The organism is Shewanella sp. POL2, from assembly GCF_000282755.1.
GTDB lineage: Bacteria > Pseudomonadota > Gammaproteobacteria > Enterobacterales > Shewanellaceae > Shewanella > Shewanella xiamenensis.
Map to the genome: position 1 here is coordinate 33,768 of NZ_AKZL01000033.1, position 16,797 is coordinate 50,564.

Consider the following 16,797-nt stretch of genomic DNA (forward strand, 5'->3'; position numbering starts at 1 on the left):
GTCGGGGTAAGATACGCCAATTAGGTCACATTTTAAATAAGATCTTGAGAAATTTCGCCTTTACGGCTGAATTGTCGCCCTAAGCTAAGTTTTACAAACTTATCTTAGTCGATAACGAATGATTACCTGTTTAATTTTGTAGAAAACAAACGAAAATATGCAATAAAACAAGGGTAAAACTGTAGTCAAACCTAAAAAATGTTGACTAAATTACACTAAAGACACTAACTAGCATTATCTTATCGTTAATTACTATAAATAAGTCGATTTTGCGCAATTTCAACAGGAAGAAAGTGATAGTGGTGTTTTTTTAATTGAAGTCGTACCAGAAAGGCTAAAAAGTAGCGATTACGTGCCAGCTAACGACAAAAAGCAAAAAGGCGCCAGAGGCGCCTTCGAGAGAAATATTGCTAACGCAATTATTTCTTGCCAAGCATACCAAAACGCTTGTTGAACTTGTCGATACGACCGCCTGTATCAACAATTTTTTGTGTACCTGTGTAGAATGGGTGACATGCACCACAAACGTCTAAATGCAGGTCTTTACCAGCAGTAGAGTTTACTTTGATTACGTTGCCACAAGTACAGTTTGCAGTGATTACTGCATATTCTGGGTGGATACCTGGTTTCATTGGGGTTACCTCAAAAGTAAGGCCATGTCGCTCTTCCAACCCGAAGTCGGACACCACATGCAGTTAATAACGGATATGTTAGGGCGCAGGATATTACAGTATCACCTAAGCGGATACAAGTAGATTATCTGAGCATTTTAACGATAATCCACTTGTTTACTGCCCATTTGTTTCTGCTTTTATTGGCCAGCTTCCCTATCTTCGAAACTCGCCTTAGCGGCCTGAGCATTGGGATAACGCGCGAGTATCTCAACCGATGGACAAGTTAAAATGGCATCTTTCTTTAAGGCATTGATACGATTTTTAGCAAATGCTTTAGGATTAGCGTCATGAATCGCCAACATCGCACCATATACACTGACTTGCCACTCAAGGGCATAGCGATTGGCAATCCGCCATAGGGTCTCGTTGTGATAATCCAACATACACTCACCCGAGCTTGTTGCATTGGCATTTGTCGAGCTAGCAATCTTAGTCACTTCGGCTGTCTTAGCTTCAGACACATCAATCCCATTTATATTCTTATCAGCTTTTACCATATCTGCGTTTGCAGATGAGACTTGGGCAGCAGATGGTTCGGTCGATGGCTTAGCTATAGAAGGTTCTGTAGACAAACTCGAAGCTGAGGATGCTTTCGCGTCAGGCTTATCCTCTGGGAAGGTAAATCCAGAAGCGCGGGGCGCAGCAACGTTTGCCGTCACAGCCGCCACAATAACGGGCGCAACATCTGCTTCAGCGGTGACTAAATTCACCTCTTGCACAACCTTAGTTGATTTAACTGTGGTTTTGTCACTTTTAGCAGAGCTTGCCGCCAACTGACTAGTTTCGGCTTTGGCTGCTTTGCTTGATTTAACAACCGCTGTTTTTGCTTGCGATACTGAAGACGTCGCAGAGGAAGTATTATCAAACAGCGGCAGATTTTTCACTTCATACCAGCGATCGACTCGATATTCACGAACTAACAAGCGTGCCTTAGGATCAGTGACATCCTCAACTCCCGTCAGCAATATCAAAAAACGATTAAGCTGCTCAGCCATCAGCTTTTCTTCACCGCTGGACTGATGCAACACAAACTCAAGCCGCGTCATATCCTGATTATCACTGATCACATTCACGCGCATTTTGGGATAGGCGCCCAATTCAAACATCCGATTGTTGATGCTGACATGGGAAACCTGTGCCTGCACAGCAGCACTGCATACTAAGGCAAAGAGTCCTAATGATTTCGCTATTTTAGTCATTTACTTACTCTCAACTATCCTTGGATAAACTGTCATTAGGACTAGCCCTTGCTAGCCGCGCTGAGTACACTAAACCTCATTTCCCTTTTAGACTCGCCCAGCATATGTCACTGTTTGTTGAAGTTGCGTTACCTGTGCCTATGCGGCAAAACTTTACTTATCGCGTAAAGACAAACGAGCAAAGCGATGATAGCCCCCAAGCCAAGCCACAAATTGGCGTTCGGGTCAAAGTCCCCTTTGGACGCCAACAACTTATTGGTCTCGTTACCGCCATTACTGACAGTTGCGATCTGGCGCCAACGCAACTGAAATTCGTTATAGAGTTTATTGATGACGCGCCCTTATTGCCAGAATCGCTCTATAAATTAACCCTATGGGCGGCCCGATACTACTTTTGCAGCCAAGGCCAAATGCTCACTCAAGCCTTACCTGTAGCACTGCGCAAGGGCCTAGATGCCGCGCCACAAAAAATCCAGTACTGGCACATCACAGAGCTAGGCAGTAATATTGCGCCAGAAACCTTAAAGCGCGCGCCCGCTCAAAAAAAATTACTCGAACAGCTAAAACAAACCAGTCTCACCCAGGAAGAAGTCATCAGCCTAGCGCTGAACAAGACCGCGCTCAAAACCTTAGAAGATAAAGGCTGGATTGCCCGCCACGAAAAACTCGCCGAGCTCAATCTCGATTGGCGCAGCCAACTCGAACTTGATGAAACGCCCCACAGGCTAAATAAAGAGCAAGCAATTGCCGTAACGGTATTAACCCAGCAACAAGGATATCACTGTACTCTGCTCGAGGGCATTACCGGTTCGGGTAAAACAGAAGTCTATTTAGCCTTGCTCGAACATATCCTTAAGCAAGGTAAACAAGCACTTATTCTAGTGCCTGAAATTGGCCTCACGCCGCAAACCATCAATCGCTTTAAACGCCGATTTAAAGTGAATGTTGCCGTGCTACACTCAGGTTTAACCGACAATCAGCGCCTCGAAGCCTGGCGGCAAGCTCGCTGTGGCCAAGCGGCCATCATCATTGGTACTCGCTCCGCATTGTTTACGCCGATGGCATTTCCCGGTGTAATCATCCTCGACGAAGAGCACGACAGCAGCTTTAAACAGCAAGAAGGCGTTGGTTATCATGCCCGCGACTTAGCGGTAATGCGTGGGCATTTAGAATCTATTCCGGTGATTTTAGGTTCAGCAACGCCTTCCTTAGAAAGCCTGCAAAATGCGCTCAGTGGTCGTTATCATCATCTGCAACTCGGTGAGCGGGCTGGCAATGCTAAAAAAGTACGCCAAGGTATTATCGATATTAAAAACCTGCCCCTTAAGGCGGGCATGTCGGCACCACTTATCAACGAGATCCGCAGCCATTTAGAGGCCGGAAATCAGGTATTACTATTTTTAAACCGCCGCGGGTTTGCACCAGCACTGCTCTGCCATGAATGTGGCCACTTACACGAATGCGACCGCTGCGATGCGTTTTTTTACCGTACATCAATCCCTTGGGGAAATTCGCTGCCACCACTGTGGTAATCAATATGCCATCCCAAGGCAATGTCACAATTGTGGCAGTACCATGTTGATGGGCCAAGGTATCGGCACCGAACAGCTCGCTGAAGCACTGCAATTGGAGTTTCCTAAATATCCCGTGGTGCGAATCGATCGCGATACCACCCGCCTTAAAGGTTCACTTGAAAACCATTTAAGTGCGATTCATAAGGGCGAGTATAAGATCCTCGTCGGCACCCAAATGCTGGCCAAAGGGCACCATTTCCCTGATGTCACCTTAGTGGGCTTACTCGATGTCGATGGTGCGCTATTTAGCGCCGACTTTAGGGCGCCAGAGCGCTTCGGCCAACTCTATACCCAAGTGGCTGGCCGCGCGGGGCGGGCTAATAAACCCGGTACAGTGCTTCTGCAAACTCACCAGAGTGATAACCCGATCCTTAGGGATTTACTCCACCGCGGTTATGGTGAGTTTGCTCGCAGCCAATTAAAAGAACGGCAAATGGCGCTCTTGCCACCCGCTTGGCATATGGTACTGGTGCGCGCCGAGGCTCACTCCGCCGTGGATGCCGATAACTTTCTTAATGCGTTTGCATCCTTGCTGCCCCAAGATAAAGAGTTTGAGATTATCGGCCCAATGCCCGCGCCACTCGATCGAAAGGCCGGTAAGTTCCGCCGCCAGTTGATGTTTCAAGCCAAACATAGACATAGATTACAGCAGGAGTTCGAGCGTATTTATCCGCTTGTGGAACAACTGCCGGAAGCCAAACGCTGCCGCTGGAGCCTAGATAGGGATCCACAGGATCTGTTGTGATTCAATAATTTGATAAAAAATCATCGGGAAGATAGCAATTAGTCACCACAAACGGCTAAAATACGCGGTTATTCCCTGTATTCACTCTTAAAGTTAGTAGCTAATTAACCCATGAAATCACATATCCAATCATTACTTGAACAAACTATCGAATCCTTTAAACAACAAGGTATTTTACCTGCGGATTTTGAGGCTCGAATTCAAGTAGATCGAACCAAGGATAAGAGCCATGGCGACTTGGCAACCAACGTAGCCATGATGCTAACCAAGGCAACGGGTAAAAATCCGCGTGAATTAGCACAGCTGATCATCGACAACCTTCCCGCCTCCGCCTATGTGGCAAAAGTTGAAATCGCAGGTCCTGGTTTTATCAACTTCTTCATCGATGACAGCGCACTGGCTAACCAATTACAAGCCGCGATTGGCGATGCGCATTTAGGGATCAAATTACCCGCACCACAAACTATCGTTGTGGATTATTCATCACCCAACCTCGCCAAAGAGATGCACGTAGGTCACCTGCGTTCAACCATCATCGGCGATAGCGTGGTGCGCACCCTCGAGTTTTTAGGCCACAAAGTGATCCGTCAAAACCACGTGGGCGACTGGGGCACCCAATTTGGTATGTTGCTGGCTTACATGGAAGAATTACGTGCGGCCAATGGCGAACAAGCCCAATTAGAGTTATCGGATCTCGAAACCTTCTACCGCGCCGCCAAACTGCGTTTCGACGAATCGGCTGAGTTCGCAACCCGCGCCCGTCAGCTTGTGGTTGCACTGCAATCCGGTGATGAGTACTGCAACAAACTGTGGCGCGAATTTAACGATATTTCGCTAAGCCATTGCCACGAAGTATACGAGCGTTTAGGGGTGAGTTTAACCCGCGCCGACGTGCACGGTGAAAGCGCCTACAACGCCGATTTAGAGCAAGTTGTTAAAGATTTAGATGCCCAAGGTTTATTGACTGAAAGTAACGGCGCCAAAGTGGTCTTCCAAGAGGCCTTCCGCACAAAAGAAGGCGAACCACTGCCGGTTATCATTCAAAAAGCCGATGGTGGTTACCTGTACGCCACAACCGACTTAGCCGCGATGCGTTACCGCTCAAGTGTACTCAAAGCCGACCGCGTGCTGTACTTTGTTGATTTACGCCAAGCACTGCACTTCCAGCAAGTGTTTAGCCTTGCCAAACTGGCCAAGTTTGTCCGCGAGGATATGTCACTCGAGCACTTAGGCTTTGGTACTATGAATGGCGAAGATGGTCGTCCGTTCAAGACCCGTACTGGTGGCGTGGTGAAATTAGTTGATCTGCTCGACGAAGCCAACAACCGCGCGCTGGAATTAGTTCGCAGTAAGAATCCAGATATGGATGAAGCGACACTTGCAGAGATTGCCCGCGTAGTTGGGATCAGCGCGGTGAAGTATGCTGATCTGTCGAAAAACCGTACCAGCGATTACATCTTCAGCTTCGAGCAAATGCTGAGCTTTGAAGGCAATACCGCGCCTTACCTGTTATACGCTTACACCCGTGTCGCTGGCATTTTCAAGCGTGCAACCGATGTTGACTTAAGCCAAGCCAAAATCGTACTCGACCACGAAAAAGAGAAAGATCTAGGCAACAAACTGGCGCAGTTTGGTGAAATCCTAAGCCGTGTTATCGACAAAGGCCAACCACATGTGCTCTGCGGTTACCTCTATGAATTAGCAGGGGCTTTCTCTAGTTTCTATGAGGCCTGCCCAGTGCTTGCAGCCGATAACGACGAGCAAAAACACAGTCGTTTACTGCTGTCACAACTGACGGCGAGCACTCTGCAAAAAGGCCTAAATCTACTAGGTATCGAAACCCTAGAACGGATGTAAGCCATGAGCAATCGTGACTATGCCAACAGAAGACCGCAATCGGGCGCAAAACCGCGCCCGATCCGCGCGACACGCGCAAGGCCTGCGGCTAAAAAGGCCCCTCCTCGCCGTAAACTTCCAATTCCTCTGATCCTGTTTGCCTTTGTAGCAGTAGGCAGTTTTGGGTATTTTCTGTGGAGCATTAAAGACACAGCTAAGCAGGAAGCGCCTGTTGAAGTCAAAACAGAAAAAGAAGTGAAGGCAAGAGAACCCGCTGCAACGCTAACGCCAAAGGTGAAAGAGGTTGAGCGCCAAGAAGTCGCCGTCGCCGCTCCGGTAGAGGAACAGCCGGTAGTTGAAGTGCCGAAGAAAGATCCGAATGCCTTGCCGCCAAAACCCAAGGAAGAATGGACCTATCTGGACGAGCTTGAGAATAAACACGTCGAAGTGGATATTCCTGATGTCGTGGCGACGCGAGCGCCACAGCAATATCAATTGCAGTGCGCCTCATTCCGTCAGGAGTCGCAGGCGAACCAGATGAAGGCCGTGATTGCATTCCAAGGATTAGAAGCGCAGGTCAGACAAATTGAGGGCACCTCAGGCACTTGGTACAAAGTCATCCTCGGGCCTTATGAGCGCAAACGTGATGCCGAGCGTAAGCGTCACACCTTGCAAAATGCAGGGATCAATGGCTGCCAACTCTTAGCCATTCCTAAGTAATCCTACTCGGAAATGGGTCTCTGAATCGCGGCGCGTGAGCCATCACGCGCCGCGATTTTTTATCTTCTTGCCAACTGAAGTCCGCTCCCAACCACCCTCTTTCGCCTCGTTTTAAACATTGAGCTAATACCAATCGTATTAAATATCTGTTCATTCAGCGGGAGTTAAACGGGTTTTAGACAAGGCGAAGGCTTGAAGGCATAGTGGCGCTCTGTCGAAAGCCTTAAACGCAGTATAAAGCACGTTCAACCCCGCCCTTCGGGAGCCTCACAGGCATCTCACTCCCGTGTTACATTGACTTAAAAGGGAATAACCATTTCTGCGTCAATGCGCCTTGGATTGAGATGCCTGTGAGGCTCTGAACTGATTAGATATTTAATGTGATTGGTATAAGTCACAACTTCATTTTATGGAATTTATAACCACCTATTTTTACACAGTAAATTTGTTTATTAAGAAAGATTAATATGGCGTTTAATTGACCTAGATCAAACTTAGGCGTATCTCTTAATAAACAGCAAAACCTGTTGTCTACTCTCCAAAAACCAACCTCAGGGTGAAGTATTATGAATGCATTAATCGAGATCGAAGCCTCTGAATTTAGCCAACTGTTCAAAAGTGGTGACGCCTTAAGTATCCGGATGTTTATGGAGCATGTTCACATGCCTTTAGATGTGCAGGATAAGATTTACAACGAAATTTCCGCCTTAGCAGTACTTGAACAAGACACTATAGCGCGGCTTATCGAAACCCATTCCCACTCTGAAATCTCTGAACGTTTGGCCTATTAACGCGCTTAGTCTTAATACAATGTAACGCCAACGGATGGCTTCATTGAATTCCCCCTGTACCGCGTCAATTAGATGCATTCGTCCGAAACATTTTCAACCAATCATCCTTGTCAATCCTATGCAAAACCGCAAAAAATAAGGCCAAATATCACTATTTGGCCTTAGGTTTATTGGTGCTTAAGTTATGAATATTTAAGCAACTGCATGGTTTAGTGTCTTAAGCTTTCTCTTTTAAGCCTATGCTATTCATCCAGTAATCGAAATCGACCATATTACCGGGCAACACAATACGGCTAGACTTTTGGCTTAAACCATCAAGCTGCTTAAAGTATTGCTCACCGAGTTGCATACGCAGTGCGTTATGGCCACCAGGAGCGGCAATCACTGTTGCTAAACGTTCAATCGATTCGGCAGTTGCGCGCGACAGCGTTAAAATCTCCTCCGCTTTACCTTCGGCCTCGTTGATACGACGCTGCATTTCCCCCTCAGAACGGTTAATCGTTTCCGCTTTAATCCCTTCGGAACGATTGATCTTACTCTGCTTATCACCCTCACTCTTTGCCAATAATGCACGGCGCTCACGCTCGGCATTCACTTGCATTTCCATGGCGTTTTTCACCGTCTCGGGCGGCGTAATGTTTTTAATCTCATAACGATGCACGCGGATCCCCCACATGGCGCCTGCTTGGTCGAGCACTTCCACTACCTTGGCCGAAATCACATCCCTCTCTTCAAAGGTGCGGTCGAGATCTAAAGTGCCGATCACAGAGCGCGTGGTGGTCTGTGCCAGCTGGATAGCAGCATAACGATAGTCGGTGATGCCGTAGCTTGCCTTCACAGGATCGGTAACAGAGATATAAATCACCCCATCGACTTCCACATTCACCTCATCGCTCGAGAAGCACTCCTGTGGTGGCACGTCGATAGTTTCCTCTTTTAAGTCATGGATATAAGCCACTTTATCGACAAATGGGATCAGGGTGTGGAAACCCGCATCTAACGTCGAGTGGTACTTACCTAAACGCTCAACGATATAGGCCGATTTAGTCGGGACTAAGCGAATGGATTGGAACAGCTTAATCACAAATATGGCGAAAATCAGTCCCCAAATAACCATTACTGCGACATCAGTATTCAATGGGATTTCCATTAGCGAGCTCCTTTGCTAGTTGCATTATGGCCAGCCACGGTTTGGGTGACTTGTTCCATACCTTCGAAGAATCCTTCGAGTTTTGCCATTTCAGCGGGGACGACCGACACTTGCGAATCGTTGAGGATCTTACCAACCTGAGCAATAAACTGCTCTTTTAACAACATATTCATCGCATCGGTACCACCATTAACCGCTAACGCTTGGGAAATCATAGCCATGCCTTCGGACTTTGCCTTAGCAATAATGGCAATCTCTTGGCCTGTACCTTTAGCTTCGTTGATACGCTTCTGTTTTTGGCCCTCAGAAATGTTAATCGCCTCTTGGCGTTCACCCTCTGACATATTGATCATCGCAGCCTTTTCAGCATTGGCTAGGGTAATTTCAGCGCGTTTACGGCGCTCGGCTTCCATTTGTTTTTCAAGGGTATGGATCACGTGGCGCGATGGTGTGATATTACGGATCTCATAACGTAACACTTTGATCCCCCAAGGCTCAGACGCCTTATCAATCTCGCGCACTATGGATTCGTTTAAGCGGTCACGCTCGGAAAAGGTTTCACTCAAAGTGAGCTTACCGATTTCAGAACGCATCGTAGTTTGCGCCAGATTGACGGCAGCTTTACGATAGTTTTCAATACCGTAGCTAGCTAGTTTTCCATCCATAACCTTCAGATACACTAAACCATCCACTTCAAGCTGAGTGTTATCCTTGGAGATACAGCTTTGTGGCGGCACGTCGAGCACTTGCTCACGAGTATCGTGGCGATAGGCCACACGGTCGAAAAAGGGAATTAAGAAATGAAATCCCGGTTGTAACACAGTGCGAAATTTCCCTAAACGCTCAATGACATGCACCTCGCGCATTGGCACTATTAGCATGAGCTTATAGAGAATAAACAAGACAAATAAAATGATTAAGGTAAACACAAACATAGACTCATCCTTTAGTTTTGAGACGTTGCCTGATGAACAGGCTCAACCACTAGGGCAATGTTTTCACGGCAGATAATCCTGACCTCAGAGCCCGCAGCAATGACACTACCATCCCCCAATGCGGGCCATTCGCTCCCTTGAAACTCGACTCTTCCTGTCGTTTGTCCTGGGCCTATGGTTTGTTTCACTCGAGCGATTTGATTGTAGATATCAAGTTCTTCATCGGTGTTGTCCACATGGGAATCCCCACCGACCAATTTTTGTGTGACTTGCCGAAAGGCAAGCAATAGAACAATGGCCGACATAAACCACAGTGTCAGACTTTGAACTAGGCCTTCCACTAGGCCAATACCTAAGGCACCTGCGACCACTAAACAGGCGGCACCAAGAAGCACAACTATACCTCCGGGTATCACCAGTTCCGCTAGCATCAAGATAATCCCGATAATAGACCAGATGACAATCAGATTCGAAAACTCCATATTTCCCCCTGAAATGAGAGCATCCAGTGCAGCACTATAGCAGCAGAACAACAGACGCGCGACATAATATGTCATAAATTTATACGCCGATTTTTACACGACAGCAAGGGAAATAACTGAAGCTGACTAATAGGCTGAATCGCCTTATAGTGAAAACGCTATGGGTTTCTGTTCTAAAATTAAGCACAATCAATTCAAAAAGTTAGCTTAAAACATCAACAAACAAGAATGGAAACAATAAATAATCATACAAAATCAATAAATTAAGCAAATACAAACCCACAATATGATTATGTGATTTTCACAACAACATTCGATAAAAACTTTGAATAATTGTAAATTTTTGCATATATTGCCCGCACTTTTGACCTAGCTCTCTGTCGGGGGTCGACTCAAGACACAACACCTGAGTCGCTTTGCCATACAGTGCACAGAGCAGGAACTGAGTACAACCTTATTAACCTCTACCCCTACAACAGGAAATAACAATGAAAAAGACATGCCTATGTCTAGCATTAATGCTTACACCTCAAGCATTTGCTGGTGACTTAGTACAGTGGTGGGATTTCAGTGCAACCGCCCTTTATGGCGAAGACTACGACTTGGCTCCTTCGGACAAGCAAACAACAGTCACACTCGAAACCGCTGGTGCATGGAAATACGGTGATTGGTTTGCCTTCCAAGATTTTATCTATTTCAAAGGCGACCACACGGGCATGGATAGCACCACCTACGGAGAGATTTCACCTCGCTTTAGCGCGAGTAAAATCCTCGGCGAAAAGATTGCCTTCGGCCCAATCACCGATCTTTCATTAGCCCTCACCTACGAAGAAGGTGAAGGCCCTGTGCATAGCTTGCTCTATGGCTTAGGGGTCGATGTTGCCGTGCCTTACTTTACCTACCTTAACTTCAACACCTATCGTCGCGATGCGATGAGCTCAGGCAATATCAGTGATGGCTGGCAGTTCACCCCAGTATTCAGAATCGATATCCCTGTAGGGTCTGCTAACATCATTCTCGATGGCTTTATCGATTGGGTATTTGCAACAGACAACAGTGGTTATGAAGAGAACTTCCACTTTAATCCTCAGCTTAAATACGATTTAGGTAAGAGCCTATTTGGTGACCATAAGGCAAATAAACTGCTGGTAGGTATCGAGTACGATCTGTGGACCAATAAATACGGCGTGAAAGGTGTCGACCAAGACACTTACTCTGTAATTGCTCAGTACCACTTCTAACAGTGACTGGCAAAAGTCAAAGTTACTTTTGAACATTAAAAAGGTGCCCAAGGCACCTTTTTTGTTATTGAGCCACTCGCTTTGCAGGGGAGTGATATTTAACCAAGATTACGCGAGTAACTTCTTAGCCGCTGCAACCACGATAGAAACCGCACTGACTTCGGTTTTCTTCATTGTTGCTTCATCAGGAATTTCTTGTTGAGTACGGTTTACGATCACACCCGCCACACAGGCAGCGCGCCAACCTTGAGTCGCACACATAGTAAATAGGGTAGCTGATTCCATTTCATAGTTCAGCACGCCCATTTCTTGCCACTCTTTCATTGAACCAGCAAAACGGCGGGTCACACGGCCAGTGACAGTGTCGTAACGCTCTTGACCTGGATAGAAGGTATCTGAAGATGCGGTAACACCAATATGTGGCTCTACGCCCGCATCGTGGCACGCAGCAACCATAGCTGTGGTACATTCAAAGTTAGCCACCGCAGGGAACTCCATTGGTGCAAAATGTAAGCTCGCGCCATCTAAACGCACTGACGCTTGAGTCACAATCACATCACCCACATTCACATGGGGTTGAATCGCACCTGTAGTACCAACACGTAAGAAGGTATTCACGCCTAATTGCGCTAACTCTTCTACCGCAATCGATGTTGATGGACCACCGATACCGGTAGAACAAATCACCACTGGCTTACCATCAGCATACGCTATGTAGCTGGTGTACTCGCGGTGGCTTGCAAGAAACGTTGGATTATCCATTAACTCAGCAATACGTTTTACACGCTCAGGATCGCCTGGCACAATCGCCAACGTAGCACCATCGAGCATCGCTTTGGTCAAACCTAAATGAAATACATCAGCCATCGTGAAAACCCCTTTCATTTTTGATAGTAAAATTCTTATATAATCGACTTTAACCTAGTATCGAAGCGGTGAAGGTTAACTTGATCACAGAATTATCGGCAAGAAGAATTGTTCATCCGTAATGTAATTACCAAATCTATTACAGCTTGATCACAAAGATAGCAAATCTGTGATGCTTCTGTGAGCTTGTATCAATTACGTGGAATAAAGTGTGAGTCAGATCTGACTCAATCGCCACATCAAGCAATATAAAAGATATAGATCATTGATTTATAGCTGATTTGCTGAAATCACGCTTTAGTATTAACCTGTAGAAGGACAAATATTGATCCATATCACGTTTATTCATTATGCCTAAGGTTAGGGTTAAGACGAGACCAAGCACAGTAGAAAGACGACAAGGAGAACGCCAATGTTTCCAGAGTACCGAGATCTGATTACCACCTTAAAGACCCAAGATGCTCATTTTCAACGTAAATTCAACGAGCACAATCAATTAGATGAGGAAATCAAACAACTGGAAAAACGTGTCGGTAGTGATTTCAATCCCGCAGTGAAAGAGCTCAAGAGCAAAAAACTCCACTTAAAAGAAGAGATCTATCAAATTCTCAAATCCCACAGCTAAGCTGCTATCACGAGAAAAACTAAGGGCGCCGCAGCGCCCTTTTTGTTGCTATCTAAGACCGATTACAAATAGTAATCCTTCAGTGGTGGGAAGCCATTAAAACACACCGCTGAATAAGTCGTGGTGTAAGCACCGGCGGTTAACCAGTACATACGGTCTCCAATCGCTAGGTCATTCGGTAAACCATAGCTGTAGTGCTCATACATAATGTCGGCGCTGTCGCAGGTTGGGCCAGCAATCACGCACTTATCCAGCTCACCCTGTTTATGGGTGAAGATTGGGAATTTAATTGCCTCATCCATGGTTTCGATTAAACCAGAGAACTTACCCACATCGGTAAACACCCAACGCTCTAATGCGGTGTATGACTTTTTACTGATCAGCACCACTTCAGACACCAACACCCCAGCGTTAGAGATCAGCGAACGACCCGGCTCCAAAATAATTTGGGGAAGATCATCACCAAAATCTTCCTTCAGGAAGTGAGTGATTTGCTCAGCATAGACACCGAGTTGATTGGTTTTGTCGATATAATTCGCAGGGAAACCGCCCCCCATGTTGATCATCTTCAATACAATATTGTGCTCATCGCGCAAACGATCGAAGATACTTTTCACTTTACCAATAGCCGAATCCCAAGCACCGATATCACGCTGCTGTGATCCCACGTGGAATGAAATACCGTAGGGTTCTAAACCTAATTCCTTCGCCAACACTAACAGCTCATAAGCCATCTCATTTTGGCAACCAAACTTACGAGACAGTGGCCAATCGGCGGTGTCTGTGCCTTCGGTCAGGATACGCACATAGATGCGTGAACCTGGCGCTTCTTCGGCGATCATACGTAAGTCAGCTTCAGAATCCGATGCATACATACGCACGCCACGCTCATAAAAAGCACGTACATCTTGGCGCTTTTTAATGGTATTGCCATAGCTAACACGGTCAGCTGTAACGCCGACATTCATAACCATATCTAGCTCATAAATCGAGGCAATATCAAAGTTTGACCCTTTATTTTTTAGTAATGTCAGGATCTCAGCCGCGGGGTTTGCCTTAACTGCATAATAAACATTGGCATAAGGAAAACTATTAACCATGTCATCGTATTGTTTCGCAATGATACTGGTATCAATCACTACGAACGGGGTCGCTTTATCCTTCGCAAACTCTTCAATACGTTTGAAGGTTTGAGCATCATAATAGTCAGCAACATCAATAGATTGAAATTGGCTCATTGGGCCAGAGTCTCCTTTGGGTCAGATGATAAAAAGTCGTTATGTGTCTTAAAAACGTGCGCAGTAAACGCTATTTTTTTAGTTAACGCAACGAATTTTTATGCTTAATAACTAACTTTTTATTCCAACAAATATTAAGCCGAATTGGACCTAAAAAAACTATTTTTAAAACAGATAATTATGCATAAGAGTTCTGCAAAGAATCTTGAGCTTTATTAGCGCTAAAAATGAATTTTTTAAGATGGCAGCCCTCTTTAGCTAAAGGCAGATTATCAGGGAGAAAACGATAGGATGAACCTTAATTAAGTTCCACGGTGTAGTGATACCGAGCGAGAAAACACATCTGTAGTGTTATATAGGGATTAGTCAGATATAAAAGAGGGGGACATATCTCCCCCTCAGATAGGGCGTAGTCCTACGACTTTACTGCTGTGACTCATTTAATTTGACTAAGGCTTGGCCTAGGGCTTCGCTGGAGTCAAAGTAAGCAATATCTTGAATATTGAGATTATCCAATAAAATCATGGTTGCCATATCTTTGGTATCGGGCAATAGGCGGCTAATCTGCCCTTCCCTGTCTAAACCAATGGCAAAAGGCAGTTCCTGCATTTGTGGTACAGCCACAAATTTGGCTATCAGCGATGGCATACCACTGATATCAGCCACATAAACTAAATGCGCAGGAAACTTATCCCCCGTTAAAGGCGTTAGAGTTTCTTTAATGATATCGCCACCTTTCATGCTACGACTAAAGAGCACTACTTTGGTTTGTTCGGTAACACTGACCGCCTTATCATTTTGATCTTGCAATGAAATAGGACTTATCGCGTCTCCCGCTACATAACTTGTAGCCAACGCCATCATGGGAGTGAAAAGGAAGGACAGGCACAACAACAGCTTTCTCATAAACACTTAGCTCCATTTTAGATACGGGCAATAGCATACCCGAGTCTGGTAACCCACTCATTTAATCCGAGCTATTACATGATACGCTTCACAATGCATCACGAATACGTCTTTAAAAGACGTCCACTCACATGGGATATATCAGACTTAGCGACCTAACTTCAAACACTACACTTGCAATTTTAGTCTGTTACAAGTTTACTGTGCTGCCAAAATATCGATAGTGACGGAATACTATGTTGTTGATACTTATCATTATAGCCTTTATCGTACTCTTTGTTTTTTTCGCAAAGTACCAAAAAAAGAAGATTCAAGCCGAAGCGCTTACCGCAGGGGAACCCTCAGCGCTACTCAATCATGGACTCACATTAATCAATCAGGGCGAAGTCAACTCAGGCCTAGACTATATTCAGCAAGCCGTTGATAAGGGCTTTGCCGTGGCCGCCATTGCCATGGCCGAGCTGTATTCGGGTCGATTCCAACAAGTCCCCGCCGATCCCAAGGCATCTGAATATTGGTATCGAAAAGCCGCCGAGATCGATCCGCAATATTTACCCATGCTCACCCTAACTAGCTTGGTCGCCACAGAGGCACAAACACCCGAGCAGTTACGCGAACAGGTAGAACAGCTCAAAACCAGTGCAGAAGCGGGGCAAGTCGAGTTTCAATATGAGCTCGCCTATTTGTATCTCAGACAACCCTTTCTCGATCCCGATGCAAGCCAAGCCATTTACTGGTTTGAAAAAGCCATCGCCCAAGGAAACCAAGATGCCTATTACCACTTAGGTACACTCTACTGGCACGATGAACGTGTCACTTCTGACTATGTTAAAGCGCGGGAATACTTTGAGAAAGCCGTCGCCGCCGGTGATGAACTCGCAAAAGATAACCTAGGCCATATGCTTGCCGCAGGCCAAGGCGGCCCTAAGGATCTCGTCCGTGCCGAAGCCCTACTCAGCGAATATGCCGTAGAAAATGATTTTCGTCAGTATTACCTAGGTAAACGTTTCCTCTATGGTGAAGATTTTGCCGTCGACTATGGTAAGGCTCGCTATTGGTTAGAAAAATCCTGCGCCGCTGACAATGTTTTTGCCAAGTTAGCGCTGGCACACCTTAAACTACTCGACCCACAAACGGATAATGACTACCAGCAGGCAAGAACAGAATTCGAGACGCTAGCGTCCCAGTGGCAAGAGGAAGCACTATTCGGCCTAGGTAAAATCTATGAAGAAGGCTTAGGTGTCTCGCGCCAACCGATTAAAGCCTTAATGTATTACCAACTCGCAGCGATGAGCCATATCAGGGACTATCAAGACGCATATGAGAAGCTCAGTAAGCGCTTAGGAACCTTAGAGATCCGCGAAGCCCAAAGCCTGTGTAATAACTTTCTACATCAACATCCTATCCCCAATGAGCAGCAGGCTTATTACTACCTTAACCAAGCAGAAATCTACCGCAAGGGTGAGCATCCGAGCCGCGAAGCGCTGCAAACCGCAGAGACTTGGTACCGTAAAGCCGCCGACTTGGGTAGCCAAGATGGTATGCAAGCCCTTGTTGATATCAATCGCCATGAGTCGATTAATAAACCAGTTCAGACATATATTTGGTCGAGCATATTACTGCGCAACTTTAGCAAATACGGGATGAATAGCGATCAGCTTTTGTATCAGCAACAGGCTCAATCCCGCTTAACGGAGTCCGAGTTGTTGTATGCCCAGGATGAAATCGAGAGGATTGAAACTCAACTAGCACCTTACTTACAGAGTAATGAATAAGGAATAAGTTGCTGATTGCTAGGGTTTAGCCGTTTGGCC

14 protein-coding genes and 1 pseudogene are annotated in these 16,797 nt (G+C 46.0%); 7 read left to right on the top strand and 8 right to left on the bottom strand.

The features are described from left to right. Window positions 1-419: 419 nt before the first annotated feature. Together rpmE and SHEWPOL2_RS10855 are read right to left on the bottom strand one after the other, a co-directional pair. On the bottom strand, window positions 420-632 hold the full coding sequence (gene rpmE / locus SHEWPOL2_RS10850; protein ID WP_037422397.1) for a 50S ribosomal protein L31: 213 nt from the start codon (window positions 630-632) through the stop codon (window positions 420-422). A 179-nt stretch (window positions 633-811) separates the two neighbouring features. Next, entirely contained in the window at window positions 812-1,873 is a 1,062-nt protein-coding gene (locus tag SHEWPOL2_RS10855) for a FimV/HubP family polar landmark protein (protein ID WP_037428195.1), read from the bottom strand. 104 nt (window positions 1,874-1,977) lie between these two features. Between SHEWPOL2_RS10855 and priA the strand changes: the two are divergent. The 4 genes and pseudogenes from priA to SHEWPOL2_RS10875 all read left to right on the top strand — a co-directional run bounded on the left by priA (window position 1,978) and on the right by SHEWPOL2_RS10875 (window position 7,539). Then, window positions 1,978-4,192: pseudogene (gene priA, locus SHEWPOL2_RS10860) on the top strand (primosomal protein N'). 111 nt (window positions 4,193-4,303) lie between these two features. After that, entirely contained in the window at window positions 4,304-6,049 is a 1,746-nt protein-coding gene (argS, locus tag SHEWPOL2_RS10865; protein WP_037428196.1) for an arginine--tRNA ligase, read from the top strand. Window positions 6,050-6,052: 3 nt separating this feature from the next. Further along, window positions 6,053-6,748, top strand: a complete 696-nt coding sequence (locus SHEWPOL2_RS10870) for an SPOR domain-containing protein (RefSeq protein ID WP_037428197.1) — start codon at window positions 6,053-6,055, stop codon at window positions 6,746-6,748. 566 nt (window positions 6,749-7,314) lie between these two features. Continuing rightward, window positions 7,315-7,539: a hypothetical protein gene (locus SHEWPOL2_RS10875; protein ID WP_023266915.1), complete on the top strand. Its 225-nt coding sequence runs from the start codon at window positions 7,315-7,317 to the stop codon at window positions 7,537-7,539. A 217-nt stretch (window positions 7,540-7,756) separates the two neighbouring features. On the opposite strand, the gene SHEWPOL2_RS10880 is transcribed toward SHEWPOL2_RS10875, so the two are convergent. The 3 genes from SHEWPOL2_RS10880 to SHEWPOL2_RS10890 are packed head-to-tail and all read right to left on the bottom strand — an operon-like array spanning window position 7,757 to window position 10,106. Continuing rightward, window positions 7,757-8,689, bottom strand: a complete 933-nt coding sequence (locus SHEWPOL2_RS10880; protein WP_037422379.1) for a stomatin-like protein — start codon at window positions 8,687-8,689, stop codon at window positions 7,757-7,759. Beyond that, complete coding sequence (locus SHEWPOL2_RS10885) at window positions 8,689-9,624, bottom strand: slipin family protein (RefSeq protein ID WP_037422376.1); 936 nt, start codon at window positions 9,622-9,624, stop codon at window positions 8,689-8,691. Before SHEWPOL2_RS10885 ends, SHEWPOL2_RS10880 begins: the two co-directional genes overlap by 1 nt. An 11-nt stretch (window positions 9,625-9,635) precedes the next feature. Then, complete coding sequence (locus SHEWPOL2_RS10890; RefSeq protein ID WP_037422373.1) at window positions 9,636-10,106, bottom strand: NfeD family protein; 471 nt, start codon at window positions 10,104-10,106, stop codon at window positions 9,636-9,638. Between the two features lie 488 nt (window positions 10,107-10,594). Between SHEWPOL2_RS10890 and SHEWPOL2_RS10895 the strand changes: the two genes are divergently transcribed. Further along, the gene (locus SHEWPOL2_RS10895) at window positions 10,595-11,347 is read left to right on the top strand and encodes an outer membrane protein OmpK (protein WP_037428198.1); all 753 of its coding nucleotides are present in this window, start codon (window positions 10,595-10,597) and stop codon (window positions 11,345-11,347) included. 108 nt (window positions 11,348-11,455) lie between these two features. Here SHEWPOL2_RS10895 and udp read toward each other — a convergent pair whose 3' ends face one another. Beyond that, complete coding sequence (gene udp, locus SHEWPOL2_RS10900; RefSeq protein ID WP_037428199.1) at window positions 11,456-12,214, bottom strand: uridine phosphorylase; 759 nt, start codon at window positions 12,212-12,214, stop codon at window positions 11,456-11,458. 412 nt (window positions 12,215-12,626) lie between these two features. Here udp and SHEWPOL2_RS10905 point away from each other — a divergent pair, with 412 nt between their 5' ends. Next, window positions 12,627-12,839: a DUF465 domain-containing protein gene (locus SHEWPOL2_RS10905; RefSeq protein WP_037428200.1), complete on the top strand. Its 213-nt coding sequence runs from the start codon at window positions 12,627-12,629 to the stop codon at window positions 12,837-12,839. A 62-nt stretch (window positions 12,840-12,901) separates the two neighbouring features. Here the strand turns inward: SHEWPOL2_RS10905 and SHEWPOL2_RS10910 are convergent, their stop codons facing one another. Both SHEWPOL2_RS10910 and SHEWPOL2_RS10915 read right to left on the bottom strand, forming a co-directional pair. After that, the gene (locus SHEWPOL2_RS10910) at window positions 12,902-14,077 is read right to left on the bottom strand and encodes a type III PLP-dependent enzyme (protein WP_037428201.1); all 1,176 of its coding nucleotides are present in this window, start codon (window positions 14,075-14,077) and stop codon (window positions 12,902-12,904) included. Window positions 14,078-14,500: 423 nt separating this feature from the next. Continuing rightward, window positions 14,501-14,983, bottom strand: a complete 483-nt coding sequence (locus SHEWPOL2_RS10915) for a hypothetical protein (protein ID WP_037422362.1) — start codon at window positions 14,981-14,983, stop codon at window positions 14,501-14,503. A 236-nt stretch (window positions 14,984-15,219) separates the two neighbouring features. Here SHEWPOL2_RS10915 and SHEWPOL2_RS10920 point away from each other — a divergent pair, with 236 nt between their 5' ends. Further along, the gene (locus SHEWPOL2_RS10920; protein WP_037428202.1) at window positions 15,220-16,758 is read left to right on the top strand and encodes a tetratricopeptide repeat protein; all 1,539 of its coding nucleotides are present in this window, start codon (window positions 15,220-15,222) and stop codon (window positions 16,756-16,758) included. Window positions 16,759-16,797: the final 39 nt, after the last annotated feature.